The sequence below is a fragment of the Nonomuraea zeae genome (genome assembly GCF_005889725.1).
GTDB lineage: Bacteria > Actinomycetota > Actinomycetes > Streptosporangiales > Streptosporangiaceae > Nonomuraea > Nonomuraea zeae.
Genome location: NZ_VCKX01000187.1, coordinates 1 through 24,913, shown reverse-complemented (window position 1 = coordinate 24,913; position 24,913 = coordinate 1). Strand labels below are relative to the sequence as shown.

22 protein-coding genes and 1 pseudogene are annotated in these 24,913 nt (G+C 71.6%); 12 read left to right on the top strand and 11 right to left on the bottom strand.

The features are described 5' to 3' along the window. A partial coding sequence (locus tag ETD85_RS41415) for an Rv2578c family radical SAM protein (RefSeq protein WP_138695303.1) occupies positions 1-1,007 on the bottom strand: 1,007 nt, incomplete at its 3' end. 134 nt (positions 1,008-1,141) lie between these two features. Between ETD85_RS41415 and ETD85_RS41410 the strand changes: the two genes are divergently transcribed. Beyond that, entirely contained in the window at positions 1,142-1,429 is a 288-nt protein-coding gene (locus ETD85_RS41410) for a DUF3040 domain-containing protein (protein WP_138695302.1), read from the top strand. Between the two features lie 369 nt (positions 1,430-1,798). Here the strand turns inward: ETD85_RS41410 and ETD85_RS41405 are convergent, their stop codons facing one another. Continuing rightward, a complete protein-coding gene (locus ETD85_RS41405) occupies positions 1,799-2,572 on the bottom strand; it encodes a siderophore-interacting protein (RefSeq protein ID WP_206059179.1) in 774 nt (257 codons plus the stop codon). Positions 2,573-2,644: 72 nt separating this feature from the next. Here ETD85_RS41405 and ETD85_RS41400 point away from each other — a divergent pair, with 72 nt between their 5' ends. Continuing rightward, a complete protein-coding gene (locus ETD85_RS41400; RefSeq protein ID WP_240779762.1) occupies positions 2,645-3,412 on the top strand; it encodes a TetR/AcrR family transcriptional regulator in 768 nt (255 codons plus the stop codon). A 13-nt stretch (positions 3,413-3,425) separates the two neighbouring features. Here ETD85_RS41400 and ETD85_RS41395 read toward each other — a convergent pair whose 3' ends face one another. After that, positions 3,426-4,712, bottom strand: a complete 1,287-nt coding sequence (locus ETD85_RS41395) for an ABC transporter permease (protein WP_138695301.1) — start codon at positions 4,710-4,712, stop codon at positions 3,426-3,428. After that, positions 4,709-5,416, bottom strand: coding sequence for an ABC transporter ATP-binding protein (locus ETD85_RS41390; protein ID WP_240779763.1), 708 nt, complete (start codon positions 5,414-5,416; stop codon positions 4,709-4,711). Before ETD85_RS41390 ends, ETD85_RS41395 begins: the two co-directional genes overlap by 4 nt. A gap of 58 nt (positions 5,417-5,474) precedes the next feature. Here ETD85_RS41390 and ETD85_RS41385 point away from each other — a divergent pair, with 58 nt between their 5' ends. Continuing rightward, positions 5,475-5,939 (top strand): hypothetical protein, encoded by a 465-nt coding sequence (locus ETD85_RS41385; RefSeq protein WP_240779761.1) that lies wholly within the window; start codon positions 5,475-5,477, stop codon positions 5,937-5,939. Here the strand turns inward: ETD85_RS41385 and ETD85_RS41380 are convergent. After that, positions 5,928-8,150 (bottom strand): thiamine pyrophosphate-dependent enzyme, encoded by a 2,223-nt coding sequence (locus ETD85_RS41380; protein WP_138695298.1) that lies wholly within the window; start codon positions 8,148-8,150, stop codon positions 5,928-5,930. The two genes, ETD85_RS41385 and ETD85_RS41380, sit on opposite strands and share 12 nt — an antisense overlap. A 306-nt stretch (positions 8,151-8,456) precedes the next feature. Between ETD85_RS41380 and ETD85_RS41375 the strand changes: the two genes are divergently transcribed. Continuing rightward, positions 8,457-9,698 carry a hypothetical protein gene (locus ETD85_RS41375; RefSeq protein WP_138695297.1) on the top strand — a complete coding sequence of 414 codons (1,242 nt, stop codon included), beginning with the start codon at positions 8,457-8,459 and terminating at the stop codon, positions 9,696-9,698. Between the two features lie 56 nt (positions 9,699-9,754). Here the strand turns inward: ETD85_RS41375 and ETD85_RS41370 are convergent, their stop codons facing one another. The 5 genes from ETD85_RS41370 to ETD85_RS41350 form a co-directional block, all read right to left on the bottom strand. Beyond that, complete coding sequence (locus tag ETD85_RS41370; RefSeq protein ID WP_138695296.1) at positions 9,755-10,378, bottom strand: hypothetical protein; 624 nt, start codon at positions 10,376-10,378, stop codon at positions 9,755-9,757. A gap of 106 nt (positions 10,379-10,484) precedes the next feature. Beyond that, positions 10,485-11,339, bottom strand: a complete 855-nt coding sequence (locus ETD85_RS41365) for an ABC transporter permease (protein WP_138695295.1) — start codon at positions 11,337-11,339, stop codon at positions 10,485-10,487. Positions 11,340-11,341: 2 nt separating this feature from the next. After that, positions 11,342-12,319: an ATP-binding cassette domain-containing protein gene (locus ETD85_RS41360; protein ID WP_138695294.1), complete on the bottom strand. Its 978-nt coding sequence runs from the start codon at positions 12,317-12,319 to the stop codon at positions 11,342-11,344. Then, on the bottom strand, positions 12,320-12,916 hold the full coding sequence (locus ETD85_RS41355; protein WP_138695293.1) for a PadR family transcriptional regulator: 597 nt from the start codon (positions 12,914-12,916) through the stop codon (positions 12,320-12,322). It lies immediately after the preceding gene. 87 nt (positions 12,917-13,003) lie between these two features. Beyond that, positions 13,004-13,600, bottom strand: a complete 597-nt coding sequence (locus ETD85_RS41350) for an SACE_7040 family transcriptional regulator (RefSeq protein WP_138695292.1) — start codon at positions 13,598-13,600, stop codon at positions 13,004-13,006. 61 nt (positions 13,601-13,661) lie between these two features. Between ETD85_RS41350 and ETD85_RS41345 the strand changes: the two genes are divergently transcribed. The 8 genes from ETD85_RS41345 to ETD85_RS41310 all read left to right on the top strand — a co-directional run bounded on the left by ETD85_RS41345 (position 13,662) and on the right by ETD85_RS41310 (position 24,445). Continuing rightward, positions 13,662-15,230 carry a carboxyl transferase domain-containing protein gene (locus tag ETD85_RS41345; RefSeq protein ID WP_138695291.1) on the top strand — a complete coding sequence of 523 codons (1,569 nt, stop codon included), beginning with the start codon at positions 13,662-13,664 and terminating at the stop codon, positions 15,228-15,230. An 8-nt stretch (positions 15,231-15,238) separates the two neighbouring features. Further along, on the top strand, positions 15,239-17,308 hold the full coding sequence (locus tag ETD85_RS41340; RefSeq protein WP_138695290.1) for an acetyl/propionyl/methylcrotonyl-CoA carboxylase subunit alpha: 2,070 nt from the start codon (positions 15,239-15,241) through the stop codon (positions 17,306-17,308). After that, positions 17,308-18,213 (top strand): hydroxymethylglutaryl-CoA lyase, encoded by a 906-nt coding sequence (locus tag ETD85_RS41335; RefSeq protein WP_138695289.1) that lies wholly within the window; start codon positions 17,308-17,310, stop codon positions 18,211-18,213. Before ETD85_RS41340 ends, ETD85_RS41335 begins: the two co-directional genes overlap by 1 nt. 1 nt (position 18,214) lies before the next feature. Then, complete coding sequence (locus ETD85_RS41330) at positions 18,215-19,351, top strand: acyl-CoA dehydrogenase family protein (RefSeq protein ID WP_138695288.1); 1,137 nt, start codon at positions 18,215-18,217, stop codon at positions 19,349-19,351. A 62-nt stretch (positions 19,352-19,413) separates the two neighbouring features. Then, positions 19,414-19,848: a GNAT family N-acetyltransferase gene (locus tag ETD85_RS41325; protein WP_138695287.1), complete on the top strand. Its 435-nt coding sequence runs from the start codon at positions 19,414-19,416 to the stop codon at positions 19,846-19,848. Between the two features lie 160 nt (positions 19,849-20,008). Then, positions 20,009-20,623, top strand: coding sequence for a nuclear transport factor 2 family protein (locus tag ETD85_RS41320; protein WP_138695286.1), 615 nt, complete (start codon positions 20,009-20,011; stop codon positions 20,621-20,623). Positions 20,624-20,686: 63 nt separating this feature from the next. Then, positions 20,687-23,731: a helix-turn-helix transcriptional regulator gene (locus ETD85_RS67030; protein ID WP_138695285.1), complete on the top strand. Its 3,045-nt coding sequence runs from the start codon at positions 20,687-20,689 to the stop codon at positions 23,729-23,731. Positions 23,732-24,211: 480 nt separating this feature from the next. Then, the gene (locus ETD85_RS41310) at positions 24,212-24,445 is read left to right on the top strand and encodes an SdpI family protein (RefSeq protein WP_138695284.1); all 234 of its coding nucleotides are present in this window, start codon (positions 24,212-24,214) and stop codon (positions 24,443-24,445) included. Here the strand turns inward: ETD85_RS41310 and ETD85_RS63650 are convergent. Further along, positions 24,430-24,913: pseudogene (locus tag ETD85_RS63650) on the bottom strand (hypothetical protein); the annotation flags it as partial. The gene ETD85_RS41310 and the pseudogene ETD85_RS63650 overlap by 16 nt on opposite strands.

The following is a 24,913-nucleotide window of genomic DNA, read 5'->3' as shown; positions in this document are numbered from 1 at the left end:
GGCCCGGCCGCCGGGTTGCGGCGGGGTGGCAGGCGGCGGGCGGTCGCCGGGGTGGCCCGCCCGACGCCGTGGCGCTCGGCCAGCTCCCTGACCTGGGCGCTGATGCGCTGCTGGTAGGACTTCGGCGCGTAGGCGCCCCGGCCGTAGAGCTCCAGGTAACGCGGCATCAGCCGGGGGTGCTCGCGCGACAGCCAGCCCAGCCACCACTCGCGCGCCCCGGGCCGCAGGTGCAGCACGATCGGGGTCACGTGGGTGGCGCCCGACAGGGCGATCTCCTTGACCGTGGCCTCCAGCTGCGCCGGGGAGTCGGTGAGGTAGGGCAGGATCGGCGCCATCAGCACGCCGCAGGCGATGCCGTTGTCGTTGAGCGTCGCGCAGACCTCCAGGCGCCGGCGCGGGTTGGGCGTGCCCGGCTCGACCGACCGCCACACCTCCTGGTCGAGGAACCCGGCCGACACGCCGGCGCTCACCTCGGTCACGTCGGCGGCCTCCGTCAGCAGGTCGAGGTCGCGCAGGATCAGGGTGCCCTTGGTGAGGATCGAGAACGGGTTGGCCGCGTCGCGCAGCGCGGCCAGGATGCCGCGCATCAGCCGGTAACGGCCCTCGGCGCGCTGGTAGCAGTCGACGTTGGTGCCCATCGCCACGTGGTGACCACCCCAGCGCGGCGCGGCCAGCTCCTTGCGGGCCAGCTCGGCGGCGTTGACCTTGACCACGATCTTGGCGTCGAAGTCCGCACCGGCATCCAAATCTAGATATTCATGCGTTTTTCGGGCAAAACAGTAAACGCAGCGGTGACCGCACCCGCGATACGGGTTGATCGTGTACTCGAACGGCACCCGGCTGGCCCCGGGAACCCGGTTGATGATGGACCTGGCCTGGATCTCATAGAAGGTCATCCCCGCGAACTCCGGGGTGTCGAACGTGCGGGTGACCGCGCCGCGGGCGAACAACGGCGCGGCCGGATCGGCCTGGCCGGCCTCGGCCAGACGCAGGTTGTCCCAGCGCATCCCATGATTAGAACAAATATTCGAGCTTGATCGCAAACCGAAAAGAGGTTGCAATTAGCTGGTCATCCCGGGGCTAATGATCTTCAGGGTTGGGCAGAAAGACGCCACAGAGCTTGCGTGCGGGAGGTGCGCCTATGGCCTGGTCGCAGGACGAGGAGCGGATGCTGGCCCAGATCGAGCAGCACCTCGTCGACGACGATCCGCGACTCGTCGCACGACTGGAGTCGTTCAACGAGCGGGTGCGTCGTAGCGAGGCGAGGTCCAAGGGGCAGGACGCCGATGGTCCGAGGCGCCGCCCACGCCGTTCGACGGTCATCATCCTGATCAGCTGGCTGCTCATCGCCACGCTGGTCGCCACACTTCTGATCATGGTTCTCCGCCACGAGGCCGCGGCCGCCCTGGCTCTGGCCGCGACCTTCTGACCGTCACTCTTCCCGCACTCTTCCCGCACTCTTCTGGCACTCTTCCGACCCTCGGGCCGCGAGGGCGGGCCTCACGCGTTCGTCCACACCCCGCAGGGTCTCGTAGCCGATCACGACGATGTCCTCCCGCCGGAGGAGCTCACGAGCCTCCGGTGAGATGAGGGACTCGTAGTCGCTCCAGCGCACCCGCCACCCCGTCCGGATCGGCCGCCCGCAGTTCAGCGTTCCCGAGCCCGGGATGCATCGCCCACTCGCTCGACGACCGGCAGGCCGCGCGCCCGCGGCAGCTCTGGCATGCCCCGCGGCCGGGCACGGCGTCATCAGGCGGCACGAGGCGACGGGGGAGAGTCGACCGGTTATTTGGGGAGGTCAGTGCAGGCCGCGCTTGCCGGGCGCCCAGAACGGCTTGACCTTGATCGAGGCGCGCGGCCAGTTGCGCTCCCGTACAAGATGGTCGCGGATCATCTGGCAGGTCCGCGCCTCGCCCGCCAGGTAGGCGGCCCCCGTGTTGCCGGGCAGGTCGAGGGCGGCCACCGCGTCGAGCAGCGTCTTCGAGGAGGCGGCGGGCGCTCCGCGCCGGTGCGCCCGGCGCAGCTCGTACGGCCCCGGCATGGGCAGGTCGTGCTCGGCCGACTCGCTCTCCAGCACCCCGTGCACCTCGGCGCCCGGTCCCAGGTCGCGCAGCATCGGCCCGAAGGCCGCGCTCGCCGTCTCGTCCCCGGCGAACAGGTGGAACGGCGCATCGTCGCGGGTGAAGAAGTCGCCCTGCGGCCACCAGAACGTCACCGTGTCCCCGGGAGCCGCCTCCCTGGCCCACCGCAGCCCGATGCCGCCCGCGCGGCCGTCCTGAGTGCCGTCCCGGGGGCCGTACAGGTGCGCCCGCAGCTCCAGTGACCGCGCCTCGCGGTCGAAGTCCCAGATCGTGTACGTGCGCAGCGTGTCGGCCGGCCGCAGCATCCCGCGCACCGACAGGGGGTCGTTGAGCTGGACCCTGATGTGCTGCCCCGCCCGGTAGGGGAAGGCGATCGGGACCCCGGCCACCAGCCGGATCCGCCGCATCGTGGGTGTGACGAGCCCGGCGTCGGTGACCTTCGCCTCCATGACGTACTTGGCGAGCGCGCTCGCCAGCGGATTGCGGGCCATGCAGAACTCCTTACGGCTAGTAGATTTACTTAGAGCCATTAAGGAAACATAGATGCCCTAGGATGTCAACGGATGTTCAGGGATGTCCAGGGGAAGAGGTGGACGATGGCCGCGCAGGGCCCCGGCAGGCGGGCGAGGGTTCGGCAGGCGACGCTGGCGGAGATCCGCGCCGTCGCGCGCCGGCTGCTGATCGAGCAGGGCTCGGCCGCCGTGACGATCAACGCCGTGGCCAGGGAGATGGGGATGAGCGGCCCGGCGCTCTACCACTACTTCGCCGGCCACGAGGAGCTGGTCACGGCGGTGACCGTCGACTTCTTCCGCGAGCTGACGGCGGAGATGGAGGCGGCGCGCGACGCCTGCCCGCCGGGCGACCACGGGCGCAGGCTGCTGGCGACGTGCCGGGCGATGCGGGGCTGGGCGATCGCGCACCGGGCGGAGTTCGGGTGGATGTTCGCCAGCCCGATCAGCGGCGGCCCGCGGCCCGGCTCACCGCGCGACATGGCCGGGCACGCCTTCGGCGAGGTCTTCTTCGAGGAGATGGCAGAGCTGTGGCGGACCAGGCCGTTCCCGCTGCCCGCCCCGGAGCGGCTCGACCCGGCCATCAGGGAGCAGCTGCGCGACTTCGCCGCCGAGCACGCGGCCGGGGTGCCGGTGGAGGCCGTGCACGTCTTCCTGACGTGCTGGATCAGGCTCTACGGGCTGCTGTGCATGGAGGTGCTCAACCAGCTCGACTTCGCCTACTCGGACCTGGGGCCGGTGTTCGAGGAGTGCCTGCGCGAGCTGGCGCCCGTACTCGGGATCGACTACGACGCCGCGACCGGTGCGGTCGCGGCGTCGTGACGCGCGGCCCGCTTCAGGTGGTGGCCAGGGCCACGGTGGGGGACAGGCGGGCGGCCCGCATGGCCGGGTAGATCCCGGCGGCCGTGCCGATGAGCAGCGTGGCGGCGATCGCGCCGCCCAGCGCCCACGGCGGCACCACCGGCGGCCAGTCGCGCCACAGGGCGTACGCGGTCGTGGCCAGCGCGCCGAGCACGGACCCGGCCACTCCGCCGAGCGCCGACAGCAGCAGCGACTCCGACAGGAACTGCAGGCGCACCTGCCCGCGCGTGGCCCCCAGCGAGCGGCGCAGGCCGATCTCCTTGCGGCGTTCCAGCACCGAGATGACCATCGTGTTGGCTACCCCGACGCCGCCCACGAGCAGCGCCACCGCGCCCAGCCCGAGCAGCAGGCCGGTGAACGCGCCCGCCGCGGCCGCCTTGGCGGCCAGCGCGTCCGACGGCCTGCTGACCGTCACCTCCTCCGGGTTCTCCGGGTTGACCGTGCGCGGCAGCACCTCACGCACCGACTCCACCGCCGCGTCGGACGAGCGCTCGTAGATGGTCGTCGGATAGCCGTCGAACCCGAGCAGCTCCCGCGCCGCCGGGAACCCGACCAGGGCCGAGCGCTCGATCTCCGGCGCGAGCGGCATCGGCCCGAGGATCCCGACGACCGTGAACCACCGGCCCCCCATCCACACCTGCACCCCGGTCCTGGTCAGGCCGAGCCGCTCGGCCGCCACCGAGCCGAGCACGACGGCCGGCTGCTCGGCGGTGGCCGCGTTCAGCCAGGCGCCCTTGGCCGCCGCGCCTTCGAGGGTGGTCAGCAGGCCGGTGCTGGCGGCCTGGACGGAGATGCCGCCGGTGACGGACTCAGGGATGTGGTTGTTGCGCCGTACGGTCGCCTCGACGCCGCCGGTGGCGGCGGCCGTGCGGACCGGGCGGATGCGCTCGACCATGGCCAGCGCGCCGGTGGGCAGCTTGGCGTCCTCCCCGAACATGGTCTGGCCGGGCGCGACGGTCAGCAGGTTCGTGCCGAGCCGGTCGAGCTGGCGCAGGAGCTGCTCGCGCGAGGAAGCCGAGATCCCGATCACGGCGATCATCGTGGCGATGCCGATGGCGATGCCGAGCGCGGAGAGGATCACTCTCGCCGGGCGGGCACGCAGCCCGGCGGCGCCCACCCGCAGCACGTCGCCGGGGCCGAGCCGGCCGGGCGCCAGCGGCGCGCCGGTCCCCCCGGCGTCCGCAGGGTCCGTTCGGGTGTTCGCGGGACCCGCGGCGGTCTCGTCCCGTCCCGTGCGGGCACGCCGTCGGGAGGCCGTCATCGCCCGGCTCCCTTCAGCAGCGCGACCGGGCCCAGGTTGTCGTGCTCGTGGCCGTCGACGATCAGGCCGTCGCGCAGGCGCACCTGGCGGGGGCACCAGCCGGCGATCTCCGCGTCGTGGGTGATGACGGCGACCGTGGTGCCGGACTCGTGCAGATCGGCCAGCACACGCAGGACGTCGGCGCCCGCGGTGGAGTCCAGATTGCCCGTCGGCTCGTCGGCCAGCAGCAGCGGCGGGTCGCCCACGACGGCGCGGGCGACCGCGACCCGCTGCTGCTCGCCGCCGGACAGCTCGGCCGGCCGGTGCCCCAGCCGGTGCCCGAGCCCCACCCGTTCCAGGGCGGCGGCGGCGCGCTCGCGGCGTATGCGGCGGTTGGTGCCGGTGTAGAGCAGGCCGTCGGCCACGTTGTCCAGCGCGCTGACACCCGGGGCCAGGTGGAACTGCTGGAAGACGAACCCCAGGTGACGCGAGCGCAGCGCCGACAGCTCGCGGTCCGACAGCGTGGCGACGTCGTGCCCGGCGACGCGCACGACGCCGGTGGTCGGGCGGTCGAGCGTGCCGATCATGTGCAGCATGGTCGACTTGCCCGATCCGGACGGCCCGACGATGGCCAGCAGGTCGCCGCGGACGACGGTGAGATCCACCCCTCGTAGCGCGTGCACGGGCCCGGCGTAGGTCTTCCGCACCTCGCGCAGCTCCACGATGGCCGGGCCGCCGGCCGGCGCGACGCATCCCGGGGGAGCGCCGGGGCGGAAGAGGGGCGTGCTGATCGGCGCGGCGGTCGGGGTCGTCGCGATCGGCGGCACCGTGCTGGCCGTGTTCCTGTCGCTCCAGCAGTCGCCACCCGCCCAGCCCGTCACCGCCTCCGAGAAGGCCACGCCGGGCACGGAGAACACCCAGCCCATCGACAAGCGGTCGGTGACGGCACTCGCCCCGCGCGCGCTGAAGGTGACCGCCGACCAGGGCGCCCTGGTCGAGCTGCGCTGGACGCTCCCGGCCGACGCCCGCCGCTATCCGGTGGTCCTCCAGCGCTCCCCGGTCAAGAAGGGCGAGCAGGCCATCACCGCCCTGACCCAGGGCACCACCTCGACCCGCGTGGCCGGCCTCGACCCGGACGCCGGTTACTGCTTCCTGGTCGGCGTCCCGCTGCGCATCTCGGAGAGCACGACGGTCGCCTGGTCCAAGCCGACCTGCATCAGAGGCGCGGTGGCCCGCTCAGCCCAGTAGTTTGCGCGCCGCCTGCTCGATCTCCGACTCCGACAGCAGCACGTGATCGGCCGCGCCGCCGAGCGGGATGAAGCTGTCGGCCGAGGTCACCCGGGCGATCGATCCGGTGAACCCGGCGTCGACCAGCTCCGTGACGATGCCTTCCGAGACGCCCCCGGAGTGCCGGGTCTCGTCGGCGATCAGCACGTTGCCGGTCAGCTCGGCCGCCCGCAACAGGTCGTCCAGCGGCAGCGGCGCCAGCCAGCGCAGGTCGAGCACGCGGCAGCCGTACCCCTCCTGGGTCAGCCGCACCGCGGCCCGCAGGCTCATCCGCAGCCCGTTGCCGAACGTCACGATCGTCAGATCGCGCCCGTCGCCGTAGGAGCGCGCCCGCCCGATGGGCACGTGCGTCTCCGCCCACCGCGAGGGCGGAGCGTACGGGGCCAGCCAGCCGCCGTCGCCCTCGTCGAACAGGTCACGCGTGTGATAGAGCGCGATCGGCTCCAGGAACACGCACACCGATCCGGAGGTGCTGGCCGCCGCCAGGCAGGTGCGCAGCATGGCCGAGGCGTCGTCGGGACGCGACGGGGAGGCGATGACCAGCCCGGGGATGTCGCGCAGCGCGGCCACCGCGTTGTCGTTGTGGAAGTGGCCGCCGAACCCCTTCTGGTAGGCGTACCCGGCGACCCGCACCACCATCGGGTTGACGTAGGAGCCGCGCGAGAAGAACGACAGCGTGGCCGCCTCGCCTCTGATCTGGTCGAGCGCGTTGTGCAGGTAGGCCAGGTATTGGATCTCCGGCACCGGGAGCTGCCCCGACACGCCCGCGCCGAGCGCCAGCCCGAGGATGGCCTGCTCGTCGAGCAGCGTGTCGAACACCCGCCCGGGCCCGAACCGCTTCTGCAGCCCCCTGGTCACGCCGTAGACGCCGCCCTTCTTGGCGACGTCCTCGCCGAACACCGCCATCTCCGGATAGCCCGCCAGCGCGTCGGCCAGCGTGCGGTTGATCGCCTGGGAGAGCGTCTGCGGCCGCTCGTCCTCCGGCAGCGCGCCGGCGAACGCCTTCTCCCTGACCGAGGCCGGGGCCGCCATCGGGCTGATCCTGGCGATCAGCTCCGGGCTGCGCGGCGCGATCGGCTCCATGACCTCCGTGGCCGAGCCGAGCCGCGGGCTGCGGGTCGTCTCCAGCGCGATCCGCAGAATGTGCTCGCGCGCGGTCTCGTATCTCTTGAGCAGCTCTTCCGGGGTGTCCAGCCCGGCCTCCACGAGCAGGGCCGCGGTGCGTACGAGGGGGTCGCGTTCGACGCCGGCCCTGATCTCGCGCTGCGTGCGGTAGGCCGACTCGACGTCGGACCCGGCGTGGCCCATCAGCCGCACCGTGGACAGGTGCAGGAAGGCGGGGGAGCGGTGCTCGCGTACGTGCTGGACGGCGCGGACCGCGGCGTCGTACGCGTCGGCCAGGTCGCAGCCGTCGGCGGCGAAGTATTCGATGCCGGGACGCCGCGCGGCCGCCTCCACCCAGCCCTTGGGCGTGCGGACGCTGATGCCGATGCCGTTGTCCTCGCACACGAACAGCAGCGGCAGCGCCTGCCCCTGGAAGGTCGCGTAGGAGGCGGTGTTGAAGCCGGACAGGGCACTGGCGTGGTTGATCGAGGCGTCGCCGAAGCTGCACACCGCGATCGCGTCCTCCTCCTCCCAGTTCGACCTGGCGCCGAGGGACCGCGCCCGCTCGATGGCGAACGCCACGCCCACGGCCCTCGGCAGGTGGCTCGCGATCGTCGAGGTCTGCGGGATGACGGCCAGGTCGGGATGGCCGAACACCTTGTGCCGGCCGCCGGCGATCGGCTCTTCCGCGGCCGCGGTCAGGCCCATCAGCACGTCGCGGATGCCCTGCTCGGGCACCCGTCCCGCCTGCTCCGACCGGGTCAGGTAGAAGGCGCCTGAACGGTAGTGGAGGAGCGCGGGGTCGCTGGGCCGCAGGGCGGCGGCGACGGCCGCGTTGCCCTCGTGGCCGGCGGAGCCGATCGTGTAGTAGCCCTCGTCCCGCTCGCGCAGCCAGCGGGCGGCGATGTCGAGCAGCCGGCTGTCGAGCTGGCGCTGGAACAGCCGCATGCACTGCTCGCCGGTCAGGGAGGTGCCCTCGTGGATCGGCAGCCCCGGATCTCGCGCGGGGCCCGCCTTCAGCGTCGCAACCGCCTGGGTGAAATGAGTCTCTACAGTGTCGCGCGCCACAGCATCGATTATGTCTTTGATCGGGGCCGCCGTCTGCTGGACACCGGTGACATGTTGTGGACCGGTCCGTTTGACAGCTGGCTATAACGGTTTGTCAGAATTCCCAACCTTATGGGGCGCGCGTACGTCTACTTATATGACACACGTGGCACCCTCAATGCCGCGTTGAACCACTGGGGTGTCCAGAAAGGAACCCGCATGTTACAACGCTTTCGTGTCGCCGCCCTCGCTGTAGCACTGGGTGCAGGGGTTCTCGCCCTGCCTCCTGCCGCAGCGAACGCGGCCCCCGCTCCCAGCATCTCCGATGTGAGCATCAGCCCGGCCTCGCCCGTCGTCGTCTTCGACAGCGCGGTCACCGTCACGTTCAGCTTCACCACCAAGGACGCGGGCAAGGCCGAGCTGCAGCTCAAGCCGCCCGGCCCGAGCGTCGAGAGCCCGGTCGCCCTCACGTCCGCGCCGGCCGGCCAATGGACGAAGTGGACGGGCACCAAGTCCTTCGACGGCAAGACCGCCGGTAAGTGGAGCTTCCGCGCCACCGCCCACGGTGACGGGGAGAAGTCCACGTCCGGCACGTTCGAGGTCGCCAAGGCACTCGTCACCAAGATCTCCGACTTCGACGCCAGCCCCGATCTGGTCGACAAGGGTGATGTGATCAAGGTCTCCGGCCGGCTCCTCGCCGACGGCAAGGGGTACGACGGACAGAGCGTCGCGATCACCTTCCGCGAGCGCGGCTCGGACGACTACCGCGCCGTCACCAAGCTGACGACCGGCCGTGGCGGCTGGTTCAGCGCCGCCGTCCACGCGAACGCCACCGGCTGGTGGCGGGCCGAGTTCGCCCGCACATCCACCGCGACGGCCTCCGTCAGTGACGCCGACCGGGTCGACGTCAGGCGCGGGAACCTCGGCAGCAGGATCGTCGGCTTCGACGCCCGCCCCGAGCCCGTGGACAAGGGCGACACGCTCACCTTCACCGGCGCCCTGCGGGTCGAGGGCCGCGACGGCGTGGCCGGGCAGCGCGTGGGCATCTTCTTCCGGGCCGACGGCTCGCGCAGGTGGGAGTACGTCACCAGTGACGTGACCGGCCGGCACGGGCGCTTCGAGGCCGCCGCCACCGCGGTGACCTCCGGCTGGTGGCGCGCCGAGTTCGCGGGCGCGCGCGGCGTCAACGGCGCCGTGAGCGACGCCGACTGGGTCAAGGTCGACCAGCCCGCCCCGCCGCCCGAGGTGGACAAGGCGGACACCCGGCTGATCAAGTTCAACGCCTACCCCGAGCCGGTCAAGCGCGGCAGGTACCTGAAGTTCAAGGGCCGGCTGCAGGTCGACGACGAGGGCTCGTGGGAGGGCTACTCGGGCCGGGTGGCGCTGTACTTCAAGCCGCTGCGCTCGAAGAAGTGGCAGTACGTGAAGACGACCACGGCCAGCGACAGCGGGCGTCTTTACACCAGGGTCAAGGCCTGGAACTCGGGCTACTGGAAGTTCGTGTTCAGCGGGGACGAGGACACGTACGGCGACACCAGCCGGCGTGACTACGTCCGCGTGAAGCGCTGATCATCTGAGACGGGAACAGGCCCGGGGGACCACCCCGGGCCTTTCCTTGTACGGCCTCAGGCGGGCAGCTTGTCCTCTATCCGGAGGAGGATGGACTTGAGATCCGCGATCTCCTTGTCCACGGATTCGAACCGCTCGTCCACCTGCCGGGCGTGCTGGCCCATGAATGCCTCGATCCGATCGAACCGAGCCTCGTGCGCGCCAAGCCGCTGGTAGGCCTTGTCGACCTGTAGCTCCATCCGCGCGAAGTTGTCGCTCATTTCCTCTCGGACATTCAGGATCTGCTCGTTGAGATCAACGAGGCGCTGGTCGACCCCTGCGAGATGTTGGTCGACGCCTGTGAGGCGTTCGTCGACCCCTTCGAGGCGTTGGTCGACGCCTGTGAGGCGTTCGTCGACCCCTTCGAGGCGTTGGTCGACGCCTGTGAGGCGCTCGTCAACCCCTTCGAGGCGTTGATCAACTCCTTCGAGGCGGTCGTCGACCTTGGTGAGACGTCCCTGTGTCTCCTTGTGAACCTTGTCGATCTTGGCGAGGACGTTCCGCCCGACGATGTCGACGCGGTCATGGAGTGACGTGAAGCGGACGGCGATGCTATGGCCGGGCATGCCGCTCACTGTAGCCGTTTCGAGAGCCACGACCCGGCTTTCGAGGTCATGTAGCTTCTCCTGGAGGTCCAGCATTCGGATGTGCTCCTCGTTGGGAGGGAGGGTGGAAGGGAGCCGCGCGGCACATCGGGAAAGATACCCTCCGTAACAGATCGCTCGCAGTCAGATGCGAAAGCCTGTCCTATTCCGCCCGCCTGAACTCCGCGATCCCCACCCCCAGCAGCACGGCCCCGAGCGCCGCCACGATGCCCAGCTCCAGCGGCACCGGCACCTGGAAGTCGAACCACCTCACCCCCGGGTTCAGCACCGCGTTGACCTGGGCGGGCACGTCCAGGTGCGAGAAGACCGCCTCCCGCATCGGGTCCACCGCGTACGTCATCGGGTTGACCACGGTGAGCACGTGCAGCCACGACGGCAGGTTGGCCAGCGGGAACATCGCCCCCGACAGGAACATCATCGGCATGATCGCCATCTGCATGAGACCGAAGAAGGTCTGCATGTTCTTCATCCGCGCCGCCAGCATCACCCCGAACGCCGTGATCGTGAACGCCGCCAGGAACATCTCCGCCAGCAGCGTGACGAACAGCGTCGGCGAGTACGGCACCCCCACGAGCCCCGCCATGGCGAGGATGACGACGCCCTGCCCGGTGGCCACGATGGCCCCGCCCAGGCACTTGCCGACCACGATCGCCCCCCGCGAGACCGGCGCGACGAGCATCTCCCTGAGGAAGCCGAACTCGCGGTCCCACACGATGGACCCGGCCGAGAACATGCCCGTCATGATCACGGTCATGGAGATCATGCCGGGATACATGAAGGTCCGGTAGTCCACCCCCGGGATCGACCCCTGCACCAGCGAGCCCAGCCCCGTGCCCATGACGAACAGCCACAGCACGGGCTGCATGAGCATGGACAGCATGCGGGTGCGGTCGTTGACGAAGCGCAGCATCTCCCGGTGGAGCACGACCTTGACGGCCCGGAAGTCGTGACCGGCGCTGCGGGCCGGCACCCGGACGCTGATGGCCTCTGTCGCCATGACTATCGCCTCGCCATCGCTCTCATCCACGCCATGTTGTCGGCGCCGGCCTCGGCGTCGCGGATCGTGGAGCCGGTGTAGGACATGAACACGTCGTCGAGTGACGGGCGGGAGACGCTGACCGACTTGATCGGCATGCCCAGCTCGGCGAAGAGCCGGGGCACGAACTCCTCGCCCGAGGCCACCGCGAACGTCACCGCGCCCTCGTGCACGGCCGCCTCCAGCCCGAACCGCTCGCCCAGCGCCTTGATCGCGGCGGCGTCGTCGGTGGTCTGGATCTGCACCCGGTCCTTGCCGACGCTGGCCTTGAGCGCCTCCGGCGAGTCGATGACCACGATCTCGCCGTGGTCGATGATGGCGATCCGGTCGCAGTACTCGGCCTCGTCCATGTAGTGGGTGGTCATGAAGATGGTGATGTCCTCCATGAGCCGCAGCTGGTTGATGTAGCCCCAGATGGCCGAGCGGGTCTGCGGGTCGAGACCGACGGTCGGCTCGTCGAGGAACAGCACGCGCGGCGAGTGCAGCAGGCCGCGGGCGATCTCCAGGCGGCGCTTCATGCCGCCGGAGAAGGTCATCACCTTGGCGTCCTTGCGGTCCCAAAGCGCGACCATCTCCATCACCTGACGGATCCGGTCGCCGACCACGCTCTTGGGCACGCCGTAGAGCTCGGCGTGGAAGCGCAGGTTCTGCTCGGCGCTGAGGTAGCCGTCCAGGGTGGGGTCCTGGAAGACCAGGCCGATGTTCCTGCGCACCTCGTCTCGCTCCCTGACGACGTCGTGCCCGGCCACCGTCGCGCTGCCGCCGGTCGGGTTGACCAGGGTGCACAGCATGCTGATCGTGGTGGTCTTGCCGGCGCCGTTGGGGCCGAGGAAGCCGAACACCTCGCCGGGGCGGACCTCGAACTCCACGCCCTTGACGGCCTCGATCTTCCCGTACGACTTCGCTAACCCCTGCACGGCGACGGCCGCGTCCTCGCTCATTCAGTCCTCCGCCAGTATCCGGAATATGGACTTGCGCGTCTGCACGATCAGCTTCTTCGCCTCGGCCACCTGGCGGTCGCCGCCGGTGTGCACGAGGTGGGAGAAGGCCTCGTTGAGCTGGGCCCAGAGCAGGCGCAGCTCGTGGTGGTCGGCCGGGACCGTGCGCGCGACCTCCTCCCACGGCGCGTCGTCCGCATGTCTGGCCGCCTGCCGGCGCCCCTGCTCGGTCAGCTGGTACGTACGGCTCCCGCCGGATTCGTCCCCGGCCACCAGGCCCTCGTCCTCGAGCTGCTGGAGCGCCGGATAGACCGAGCCGGGGCTGGGCCGCCACACGCCGCGGCTGCGCTCCTCGATGCCCTGGATCATCTGGTAGCCGTTCTGCGGCCCTTCGTGGAGCAGGGCCAGCAGGGCGGCTCTGACGTCGCCGCGGCGGACCCTCGGCGCGGGCGTCTCCCAGTGGGCGACCATGCCGAACGCCGGCATCGGCGGGGCGCCGGGCGGCCCGGGGAACGGGCCGGGAGGCGCGGGGAAGACGCGGGGTCCTGGAGGGAGAGGGGGAGGGGGCGGCGGAGCGTCCCAGCAGTCGGGCTCTCGCATGACAAGCTCCTCAACTATCGAGATATCGTGACGATATATCTAGATAGTTGAGCCGACAAGGCATATCGGCGAGCGGACAGCCCCGTGTTAGCGAGCGTTAACAGCGGCGTCGATCGCGGCCCGCGCCATCGCGTGCAGCAGCGGCCGCATGTCCCGGTCGGCGAGCTCACCGGCGCTGTGCGGCGTCGAGTTGAGCAGCCCGAAGACGGCGTGGGTCGCCGCGCGCAGGCGGGCGGCCGGGCACGAGGGGTGCAGCTCGGCCAGCACGGTCACCCATTCCTCGACGTAGAGGCGCTGCAGCCGCCTGATCTGCCGCCGCTGCGGCTCGGGCACGTTGCCCAGCTCCCTGTCGTGCACCGTGATCAGCGCCGGCTGCTCGATCGCGAACGTGATCTGCACGTTGAGCAGCGCGTCCAGCGTCTCCTGCGGGCCCGTGGCGGACGTGGCGACCGCGACGGCCGACTCGCGCAGCCGCGAGCTGATGTCCAGGAGCATCTCGGCGAGCAGCGCGTCCTTGCCGCTGAAGTGGCGGTAGAGGGCCGGGCCGGAAACGCCGACCGCGCCGCCGATGTCCTCGATCGAGACGCCGTGGAAACCGCGCGCGGCGAACAGCCGGGCGGACGCCTCCAGGATTTCCGTGCGCCGGTTGCCGCGATCGCGGGTAGGTGCAGAGACGGTGGTCACGTCTCACATGCTAGACGGTTACGTTAATGATGACTAACATCCGAGCCATGGGAGGGGACTCATGAGCGATTGGCCGGTGTTGAAGTCGGCCGCGGAGCCCGGCGCCGCGGCGTACAAGAGCAACGCCGAGCTCAACGAGCGGCTCGCCGCCGAGCTGCTCGAACGCCTGGCCGCCGCCGCGCTCGGCGGTCCGGAGCGGTCGCGGCAGCGGCACGTCGAGCGCGGCAAGCTCCTGCCGCGCGACCGCGTGGACGGCCTGCTCGACCCCGGCTCCCGCTTCCTGGAGCTGTCGCCGCTGGCCGCGAACGGCCTCTACGACGACCAGGCGCCGGCCGCCGGGATCATCACGGGGATCGGCCGGATCTCCGGCCGCGAGTGCGTGATCGTCGCGAACGACGCCACCGTCAAGGGCGGCACGTACTACCCGATCACGGTCAAGAAGCACCTGCGCGCGCAGGAGGTGGCCCTGCACAACCGCCTGCCGTGCGTCTATCTCGTCGACTCGGGCGGCGCCTTCCTGCCCAGGCAGGACGAGGTGTTCCCCGACCGCGAGCATTTCGGCCGAATCTTCTACAACCAGGCCACGATGTCGGCGCGGGGCATCCCCCAGATCGCCGCCGTGCTCGGCTCCTGCACCGCGGGCGGCGCGTACGTGCCCGCGATGAGCGACGAGGCGGTCATCGTACGCGGCCAGGGCACGATCTTCCTGGGCGGGCCGCCCCTGGTGAAGGCGGCCACCGGCGAGGAGGTCACGGCCGAGGAGCTGGGCGGCGGCGAGCTGCACGCGCGCGTCAGCGGCGTCACCGACCACCTGGCCGACGACGACGCGCACGCGCTGGCCATCGTCCGCGACATCGTCTCCACGCTGGCCCCGCGCGCCGAGCGGCCCTGGGAGACCGTCAGGCCGGAGCCGCCCCTGCACGACCCCCGGGACCTGTACGGGATCGTGCCCGCCGACACCCGCCAGCCGTACGACGTGCGCGAGGTGATCGCGAGGATCGTGGACGGGTCACGGTTCCTGGAGTTCAAGGCCGAGTACGGCTCGACCCTCGTGACCGGGTTCGCCCACCTCCACGGGCATCCGGTGGGGATCGTGGCGAACAACGGCATCCTGTTCAGCGAGTCCGCGCTCAAGGGGGCGCACTTCATCGAGCTGTGCGACCAGCGGCGGATCCCGCTGGTGTTCCTGCAGAACATCAGCGGGTTCATGGTCGGCAGGGACTACGAGGCGGGCGGCATCGCCAAGCACGGGGCCAAGATGGTGACGGCCGTCTCGTGCGCCCGGGTGCCCAAGTTCACGGTGGTGATCGGCGGGTCGTTCGGCGCCGGCAACTACGCGATGGCGGGGCGGGCGTACTCGCCCAGGTTCCTGTGGATGTGGCCGAACGCCCGCATCTCGGTCATGGGCGGCGAGCAGGCCGCGAACGTCCTCACCACGGTCGGCAACGCCGACGCCGACGCGATCAGGGCCCAGTACGAGCACCAGGGGAACCCGTACTACTCCACTGCCAGGCTCTGGGACGACGGGGTGATCGATCCGATCGACACCCGCACGGTCCTGGGCCTGGCGCTGTCCGCGGCGGCCAACGCCCCGCTCGAGCCCGCCGGTTACGGCGTCTTCCGGATGTGAGCGAAGCAATGACCAACGCGCGAAGCGCTGAGCTGCTGGAACAGCCGCGGGAGGCGGGCAGTCCGCGGGGGTTCGGCCGCGTTCTGATCGCCAACAGGGGCGAGATCGCCGTACGGATCATCCGCACGCTGCGCGGGCTCGGCATCACGTCGGTGGCCGTGCACACGCCGTCCGACGCCACCGCCCGTCACGTGGTCGAAGCCGACATTGCCCTCCAGGTGCCGAAATATCTGGACATTGAGGCGATTGTGGCGGCGGCTCGCGACTCGGGGGCTGAGGCGGTACATCCCGGTTACGGGTTCCTGGCGGAGAACGCCGAGTTCGCGCGGCGGTGCGCGGAGGCCGGGCTGGTCTTCGTCGGCCCGCCGCCTGCGGCCATCGAGGCGATGGGCGACAAGATCCGGGCCAAGGCCACGGTGTCGGCCGCGGGCGTGCCCGTGGTCCCGGGCGGGGCCGAGCCCGGCGACGCGATCGCCGAATGGGCCGACTTCCCCGCCCTGATCAAGCCGTCCGCCGGCGGCGGCGGCAAGGGCATGGTGCTGGTACGGTCGGCCGCCGAGCTGCCCGACGCGATCGAGTCGGCCAGGCGTACGGCACGGGCCGCGTTCGGGGACGCGACGCTGCTGATCGAGCGCTACGTCGAGAACCCGCGCCACATCGAGATCCAGGTCCTGGCCGACACCCACGGGAACGTCGTGCACCTGGGCGAGCGCGAGTGCAGCCTCCAGCGCAGGCACCAGAAGATCATCGAGGAGGCGCCGTCGCCCTTCGTCACCCCCGAGACGCGCGCCCGCATGGGTGCCGCGGCGGTGGAGGCCGCCCGCGCGGTGGGGTACACGGGGGCGGGCACCGTCGAGTTCATCGTGGACGGCGGCACCGGGGCCTACCACTTCATGGAGATGAACACCCGCCTTCAGGTCGAGCACCCGGTGACCGAGCTCGTCACCGGCCTCGACCTGGTGGAGCTGCAGCTGCGGGTGGCGGCGGGGGAGCGGCTGGGGTTCGGGCAGGACGACGTGCGGCTCGGCGGCCACGCCGTGGAGGCCCGCGTCTACGCCGAGGACCCGGCACGCGGCTTCCTGCCCAGCGGCGGACCCGTCCTCGTCCTGCGCGAACCCGCGACCACGCACCCCGGCGCCGGCGGTCCGGCCGGCCCGGGCGCCCGTGCCGTCGTGCGGGTGGACTCCGGGCTGGCCGAGGGCGGCGTGGTCGGCAGCGAGTTCGACCCGATGCTGTCCAAGGTCGTCGCCTGGGCGCCCGACCGCGACACCGCCCTGCGCGCGCTCGACCGCGCTCTGGCCCATACCGCCGTGCTGGGCGTGGTCACCAACATCCCGTTCCTGCGCGCGCTGGCCGCGCATCCGGCCGTCGTGGCGGGCGAGCTGGACACCGGCCTGGTCGAGCGGGCGCTGCCCGAGCTCGTCCCCGGCGTGGGCGTGCCGGAGGAGGTGCTCGCCGCCGCGGCCCTCGTCTTCCACGCCGCGCCTCCCGGCTCCCGCGGCGGCGACGACCCGTGGGACGTCGCCGACGGATGGCGGCTGGGCGAGGCCGCGTGGACGACCTGGCGGCTGGAGTCCAGGGACGGCGTCCACGCGGTCCAGGTCCGCGGCCTGCCCGAGAAGTCGGCCGAGGTACGGATCGACGGGCGCGACGTCCCCGCGGCCATCCGGGCGAACGGCTCCGGCCTCGCCGTCACGATCGGCGGGCGCACCGGCCACTATCTCCACGCCCGTCAGGGCGACACGCTGTGGCTCGGCAGGGACGGCGACTCCTGGGCAGTGACCCGCCACCTCATCGGCGACCCCGGCGACCGGCCGGGAGCGGCGGGGGCCGGCGACGGCGTGGTCAGGAGCCCCATGCCCGGCACGGTCCTGCTCGTCAAGGCGCAGCCGGGCGAGCGGGTGAGCCAGGGGCAGCCGCTGGTCATCGTGGAGGCGATGAAGATGGAGCACACCGTCACCGCTCCCCACGACGGCGTGCTGTCCGAGCTGCCCGTGAAACCGGGCCAGCCGGTCGGCATGGACGCCGTACTGGCCGTCGTCGCCCCCGACACCGCCGTCACCAGCGAGGAGGCGTGATGCCGTACTCCATGGAAGGTCTTCCCCAGCAGGTCACGATCTACGAGGTCGGGCCGCGCGACGGGTTGCAGAACGAGTCCTCGGTCATCCCCGTCGAGGTGAAGGCCGCGTTCATCGACCGGCTGGCCGACGCGGGGCACAAGGTGATCGAGGCGACCAGCTTCGTGCACCCGAAGTGGGTGCCGCAGCTCGCCGACGCCGGCGAGCTGCTCACCAGGCTGCACAGGAGGCCCGGCGTGCGCTACCCGGTCCTCGTGCCGAATCTGCGCGGCCTGGACCGGGCGCTCGAACTGGACGTCGAGGAGATCGCGATCTTCGCCAGCGCCACGGAGACGTTCGCGGCGAAGAACCTGAACCGGAGCCTGGAGAGCCAGTTCGACATGTTCGAGCCGGTGGTGGCCAAGGCGCTGGACAACGGCGTCAACGTGCGGGCGTACGTGTCGATGTGCTTCGGCGACCCCTGGGAGGGGCCGACGCCGATCCCGCAGGTGGTGGCGGTCGGGGAGCGGCTGCTCGGGCTCGGCTGCTACCAGCTCTCGCTCGGCGACACGATCGGCGTCGGCACGCCGGGCCACGTGACGGCCCTGATCAGGGCCTTCCGTACGCCCGAGCGGCTCGCCGTGCACTTCCACGACACCTACGGCCAGGCGCTCGGCAACACCCTGGCCGCGCTGAAGGCGGGCGTGACCACGGTGGACGCGTCAACGGGCGGCATCGGCGGCTGCCCCTACGCCGAGTCCGCGACCGGCAACCTGGCCACGGAAGACCTGGTCTGGATGCTGCGCGGCCTCGGCATCGAGACGGGACTCGACCTGGGCAAGCTCGTGTCCACCAGCACCTGGCTGGCGGAGCTGCTCGGCCGGCCCAGCCCATCCCGCGTCGTACAGGCGCTGTCGAAAGGCTGACATGCTCAAAGACGAGTACGAAGAGCTGCGAAAGACGGTCGAGGCGTTCGCCCGCGACGTGGTGGCGCCGGTGATCGGCGACTTCTACGAGCGCGAGGAGTTCCCGTACGACATCGTCCGCCAGATGGGCGCCATGGGCCTGTTCGGGCTGCCGTTCCCGGAGGAGTACGGCGGGATGGGCGGCGACTACTTCGCCCTGTGCCTGGCCCTGGAGGAGCTGGCCCGCGTCGACTCCAGCGTGTCGATCACGCTGGAGGCCGCCGTGTCGCTGGGCGCGATGCCGATCTTCAGGTTCGGCACCGACGAGCAGCGGGAGCACTGGCTGCCCAGGCTGACCTCGGGGGCGGAGCTGGGCGCGTTCGGCCTGACCGAGCCCGGCGGCGGGACCGACGTGCCGGGCGGGATGCGCACCACGGCCGTCCTCGACGGCGCGGAGTGGGTCATCAACGGGACGAAGGCGTTCATCACGAACTCCGGCACCAGCATCACCGGCGTCGTCGGCGTCGCCGCGCTCACGGGCGACAGGGAGATCTCCACGATCCTCGTGCCGAGCGGCACGCCGGGGTTCACGGTGTCGAAGAAGTACTCCAAGGTCGGCTGGAACGCCTCGGACACCCGCGAGCTGTCCTTCTCCGACTGCCGCGTCCCGGCCGGGAACCTGCTGGGCGAGCGTGGCCGCGGCTACGCCCAGTTCCTGCAGACGCTCGACGAGGGCCGCATCGCGATCGCGGCCGTCAGCGTCGGGCTGGCGCAGGGGTGTGTGGACGAGTGCCTGAAGTACGTGAGGGAGAGGAAGGCGTTCGGCCACCCGATCGGCCACTACCAGGCCATCCAGTTCAAGGTCGCCGACATGGAGGCGCGGGCGCACACGGCCCGGCTGGCCTACTACCACGCGGCCGAGAAGCTGCTGGCGGGCCTGCCGTTCAAGAAGGAGGCGGCGATCGCCAAGCTGGTCGCCTCCAACGCGGCGATGGACAACTCTCGCGACGCGACGCAGGTGTTCGGCGGGTACGGGTTCATGAACGAGTTCCCCGTCGGACGCTTCTACCGCGACGCCAAGATCCTGGAGATCGGGGAGGGGACGAGCGAGGTGCAGCGCATGCTCATCGCCCGGCAGCTCGGCCTCGGCGACCTCTGACGATCAGATGAGCGGAGGAGGGGTTTGCGTGAGGAACGGCGCACGATCTAGTGTCATCAAACATGACGGCTGACGATCTTCTGATCAGGAAGGCGGAGAAGGCGGACGCGGACGAGGTGTTCGCGCTGGCGCGCGAGTTCGGCCTGACGTTCAGGCCGGAGCGCGAGGCCTTCGACGCCGCACTGCCCGAGCTGCTGGCGAACGAGGACGCCATGCTGCTCACGGCTGTCATAGGCGGGCACATCCACGGCTACCTGCTGGGGTTCGTCCACCTGACGCTCTTCGCGAACGGCCCGGTCGCCTGGGTGGAGGAGGCCATGGTCGGGTCGGGCTCGCGCAGGCAGGGGATCGGGCGGGCGCTGCTGGAGGAGTTCGAGCGGTGGGCCCGTTCGCGCGAGGCCCGCTACGTGGCCATGGCGACGCGCCGGGCGCCGGAGTTCTACCACGCGCTCGAATACGAGGCCTCGGCCACGTTCTTCCGCAAGGTCCTGCGCTAGCCACCTCCCGCACGGGCCCTGCGACAGCCACCTCCCGCACGGGTCCCGCGACAGCCACCTCCCGCACGGGTCCCGCGACAGCCACCTCCCGCATGGACCTTGCGACCCGCCACCCCCCTCGGCCGGGCGTCGCGCCGGCCGTCCGCTGAAAGGCACGAAGATGACGACCACCGGCGCGGACCGGATCGAGATCAGGCAGCTCGTCGAGAACTGGGCGTTGTGGCGTGACTCCGGCGACTGGGAGCGGTTCGCCACGGTCTGGCACCCGGACGGCTGGATGAGCGCGACGTGGTTCCAGGGCCCGGCCGCCGACTTCATCGCCGCCAGCAAGAAGGGCTTCGAGGACGGCGTCAGCATCCTGCACTTCCTGGGCGGCCACACCAGCGACATCGCAGGAGACCGCGCCGTCGCGCAGACCAAGATGACGATCAGCCAGCGGGCCGAGATGGACGGCGTCCTGGCCGACGTGGTGTGCACCGGCCGGTTCTACGACTTCCTGGCCCGCCACGGCCAGGACTGGCTGATCGTGCGGCGCCAGCCCATCTACGAGAAGGACCGCATCGACGTCGTCGACCCGGCCGCCGCGCTCAGGCTCGACCCCGGGCTGCTCGAACGCTTCCCGGCCGGCTACCGCCATCTGGGCTACCTGCAGACCAAGCTCGGCTTCGCCGTCAAGCCCGGCCTGCCGGGGCTGACCGGCGAGGCCGTGGAGCGACTTTACGCCGAGGGCGCAGCCTGGCTGGCCGGGTCGCCCCGCCCTGGTCAGCCCGCCTGAGCGACGCCGGCCGGGCACGGCGGGCGGACGTTTCTGTCGCCGCCGGATGGCATCCTTGGGTCCGTGAGTATCCATGCCGTGAGCCCCTTGTTCGTCGGGCGTGCCCGCGAGCTGTCCGCTCTCGGTGACGCACTGGTGCGGGCGCGCGCCGGGGCGTCGTCCACCGTGTTCGTCGGCGGCGAGGCGGGCGTCGGCAAGACACGGCTGATCAAGGAGTTCACCGAGCGCGCCCAGGACGCCATGGTGCTCGTCGGCGGCTGCCTGGAGCTGGGCACCGAGGGCCTGCCGTTCGCGCCGTTCACCGCCGTGCTGCGCGGGCTCGTGCGCGAGCTGGGGCGTGACGGGGTGGCCGCGCTCGTGCCCGGCGGCAACACCCGCGGGCTGGCGCGGCTGCTGCCGGAGTTCGGCGAGCCGGACAAGGAGGGGGCGGAGGCCAGGGCGCGGCTGTTCGAGCAGGTGCTCGGGCTGCTCGAGCGGCTGGCCGAGGAGCGCCTCGTGCTGCTCGTCATCGAGGACGCCCACTGGGCCGACCGCTCCACCCGCGACCTGCTGTCCTTCCTGGTGCGCTACCAGCGCGCCGCGGGCCGCCTGCTGACCGTCGTCACCTACCGCGCCGACGAGCTGCACCGCACCCACCCGCTGCGGCCGCTGCTGGCCGAGCTGGGCCGGGTCGAGTGGGTGACCAGGGTCGAGCTGCGCAGGCTGACCCGCAGGGAGGCCGTCGCCCAGGCGGCCAGCATCCTGGAGCGCGAGCCGTCCCCCGCCACCATGGACCTCATCTACGCGCGCAGCGAGGGCAACCCGCTGTTCGTCGAAGCGCTGCTCAGCGAGTCCGACGGCGGCGACCCGCTGCCCGAGTCGCTGCGCGACCTGCTGCTCGCCGGCGTCGAGCGGCTGCCCGACGAGACGCAGGAGCTGCTGCGGGTGGCCAGCGCCGGCGGCCAGCGGATCGAGCACGACCTGCTCACCGCCGTCGCCGGGCTCGACGACAACGCGCTGTCCCGGGCGCTGCGGCCCGCCGTGGCGGGCAACGTGCTCGTCGTCGACGGCGAGGGCTACGGCTTCCGGCACGCGCTCATCCGCGAGGCGCTCCACGACGACCTGCTGCCCGGCGAGCACGTCCGCCTGCACACCCGCTACGCCGAGGCGCTCGAGCGCGACCTGTCGATCCTGCCCGCCCCGCGCGGCGCGATCGAGCTGGCCCACCACTGGCACTCCGCCCACGACTCCACCTGGGCCATGGTCAGCGCGTGGCGCGCGGCCGCCGCGGCCCGCACGTCCACCGCCTACGACGAGCAGCTCAGGATGCTGTCCAGGGTCCTGGAGCTGTGGGACCAGGTGCCCGACGCGGCCGAGCGCATCGGCGCCGACCGCCACACCCTGCTGCGGCAGACCGCCACGGTCGCCCACCTCGCCGGCGAGTACGAGCGCTCCATCGCCCTGGCCAGCGCCGCCCTCGACGAGCTCGACCCCGACGCCGACCCGATCAGGTCGGCCCGCATGCTGCGCCAGCGCGGCCTGACCCGCTACGACCTGGGCCGCCCCGGCTACATCGACGACCTGCGCAGGGCGGCCGAGCTGGTCCCCGCCGACAAGCCCACCAAGCTGCGCGGCCAGGTCCTGGAGAGCCTGTCGCGCATGCTCCACCAGCCGGCGGACTGGCCGGAGAAGCTCGCCACGGCCCAGCTCGCGATGGAGATCGGCCACGAGGTGGGCGACGGCAACGTCGAGGCCCACGCGCTGATCAGCCTCACCTGGGCGCGCTGCAGCTACGCCGACATGGAGTCCCAGCTCGGCTTCTTCACCGAGGCGCGGCGGATCGCCGCCGGGAGCGGGGCGTACAACGCGATGATGCGCTGCGCCATCTCCGAGTCCGACGCGCTGGAGGGCGCGGGCTGGCACGAGCAGGCCGCGCGGGTCGCCCGCGAGGGGGTCACGGAGTCGGAGCACTACGGGCTGGCGCGCACGTCGGGCACATTCCTGTCGATCAACCTGGCCGAGCCGCTGGTGTCGCTGGGGCGCTGGGACGAGGCGCTGGAGGTGGTCCAGCACGCGCTCGACCTCGCGCCGCCCGCACCCTACCGGGCGGACCTGCAGGGGCTCGCCACGGACATCGCGCTTGCCCGCGGGCAGTTCGACCGGGCGGAGAAGTTGCTGGGGTCGTCGCGCAGCGTGCTCGCGCGGGGGACCTACCGGGATCAGACGGTGCTGCCGTTCCTGCGCAGGGAGGTGGCGCTGCTGTGGGCCCGGGGCGAGATGGAGCGCGCGGTGGAGGCGGCCGCCAAGGTCATGGAGGAGCGGGATCTGCTGGAGAGCCCGCGTTACTCGTGGCCGCTGCTGGTGAGCTTCGCCCGGCTCATGGTGACGGTGGCGCCGCCGAGTGTCGGCTCCGCCGCGCCGTCCGCACCCTTCGGTGCGGCGCTGGCGCAGCTCGGCGCGGCGCTGCTGGGGCGGCTGCGGGAGCTGGCGCGGGAGCTGGAGGTCGAGGGTGAGCTGCAGGAGGCGCACCGGCTCACGTTCGTCGCGGTGACCGGGCCCGAGCCGGGCGCTGCCGATGGTGGTGCCGCGACGACCGGCTCGGACGACTCCATGGCGGCTGCGTCAGACGGCGCTGCGACGGCTGGTTCAGGTGGTGCTGCGGACGCTGCCGCCTGGCAGGTCAAGGCGTGGGAGCGAGCGGTGCAGGCGTGGGCGGGGCTGGGGCAGCCGTACGCGGAGGCGAAGTTCCTGGTGTGCACGGCGCAGGCGGCGCTCGCGGCCGGTGACCGGCAGGGTGCGGCGGCCCGGCTGGCCCGGGCGAAGGAGCTCGCCGCCCGGCTCGGGGCGACGCCGCTGCTGGAGCAGCTCGACGGGTTCGGGCGGCGGGCCAGGCTCAGCGGCGGCAGCGGGCCGGAGGGTGCGGACGGGCCGCCGCTGGGGTTGACGGCTCGGGAGCTGGAGGTGCTGCGGGAGGTCACCAGCGGGCGGAGCAACAGGGAGATCGCCGAGGCGCTGTTCATCTCCGTCAAGACGGTGAGCGTGCACGTCTCCAACATCCTGGCCAAGCTCGGCGTCGCCACGCGCGGCGAGGCCGCCGCCACCGCCCACCGCCTCAACCTCTTCCCGTAGAGGGCTTCACCTCTGCGGCGTGCCCCATGGACGTCCGGCTGTCGGGGGTGGTCGCGGTTGGACCGGGGCTTTCCCGCCCCTTCTGTTGCGGTGAGGCCAAGCGGGCCGCCACTCGCCGACCGTGGCCGGGACCTCCGGGAGAGGAGAACACCCGTTGACCGCGACGTGATCGGGCGCCGCTGCGTGCGTGCGCTTCCAGAAGAGCGCCCCTTGGTCGTGAGCGTCCGTGAGTCCGGTCGTACTTGCGCGCGTCCGCGAAGCCGGTCGTGGTTGTGCGCGTCCGCGAAGCCGGTCGTGGTTGTGCGCGTCCGCAAGACGGCTCGCGGCGTGCGTCCGCGAGACTGCTCGTGGTCAGGCGTAGGCCGCAATACGGCTCGCGGTCTGTGCGTTCGCGAGGCCGGTCGTGATCGTGTGCGCCTTCGGAAGGTCGCTTGCAAGGCCCGGGCGCGAGCGGTCCGAATCGCTCATACGATCCGAATCATGAGCCCATTGATCGTCACTTCGATCCTCACCGTTCCCGGTCTCCTGCTCCTGCTGATCCCCGCTCATGACGAATCAGGGGCGTTCGACACGCGTAACGGGGTCGTCGGCATCAGGACGCGCCAGACGATGGCGTCCCGGGAGGCGTGGGACGCCGCGCACTCCTGGGCTCGGATGCCGATGCGCCGGTCGGAGTCCTCGCCGGCGGCTCGCGCTGCTCAGCCGGTCAGCTGAGCTTCGAGGCGGTAGCCGTCCACGGTGACGTAGACCTGGTCGCCCGGGCGGGCGTTCAGGCGCATGAGGACCGGCTGGAGCGAGTCGAAGACCGGCTGGTGGCCCTGCCAGACCAGGACGATGGCGTTGTCGCCGGGGCCCGTGACCGACAGGAGCGTGCCGGGGCGCATGCCGAGCTGGGTCGCGTACCCCTCGGGGACCGGTACGGGCCCGCCCCTCAGGTGCTCGGGCGTCACCTCGATGCGCTGCCAGCGGCGCGGGTCGGAGGACGGGCTCGGGAGCGGCGGAGGCGGCGTGGCCGGGGTGCCGGCGAGGCCGCCGGGCAGCATGCCCGAGCGGCCGCCCGACAGCGCCGACAGCGTGGCCAGCGCGGCAGAGGGGTCGATCGAGCCCGCCGTCGCCGCCGGTATCGGCTGGCCGCCCCGGTGGTGGTGGCCGTTGGCGCCGGGCGTGCGGCGGGGCAGCGGC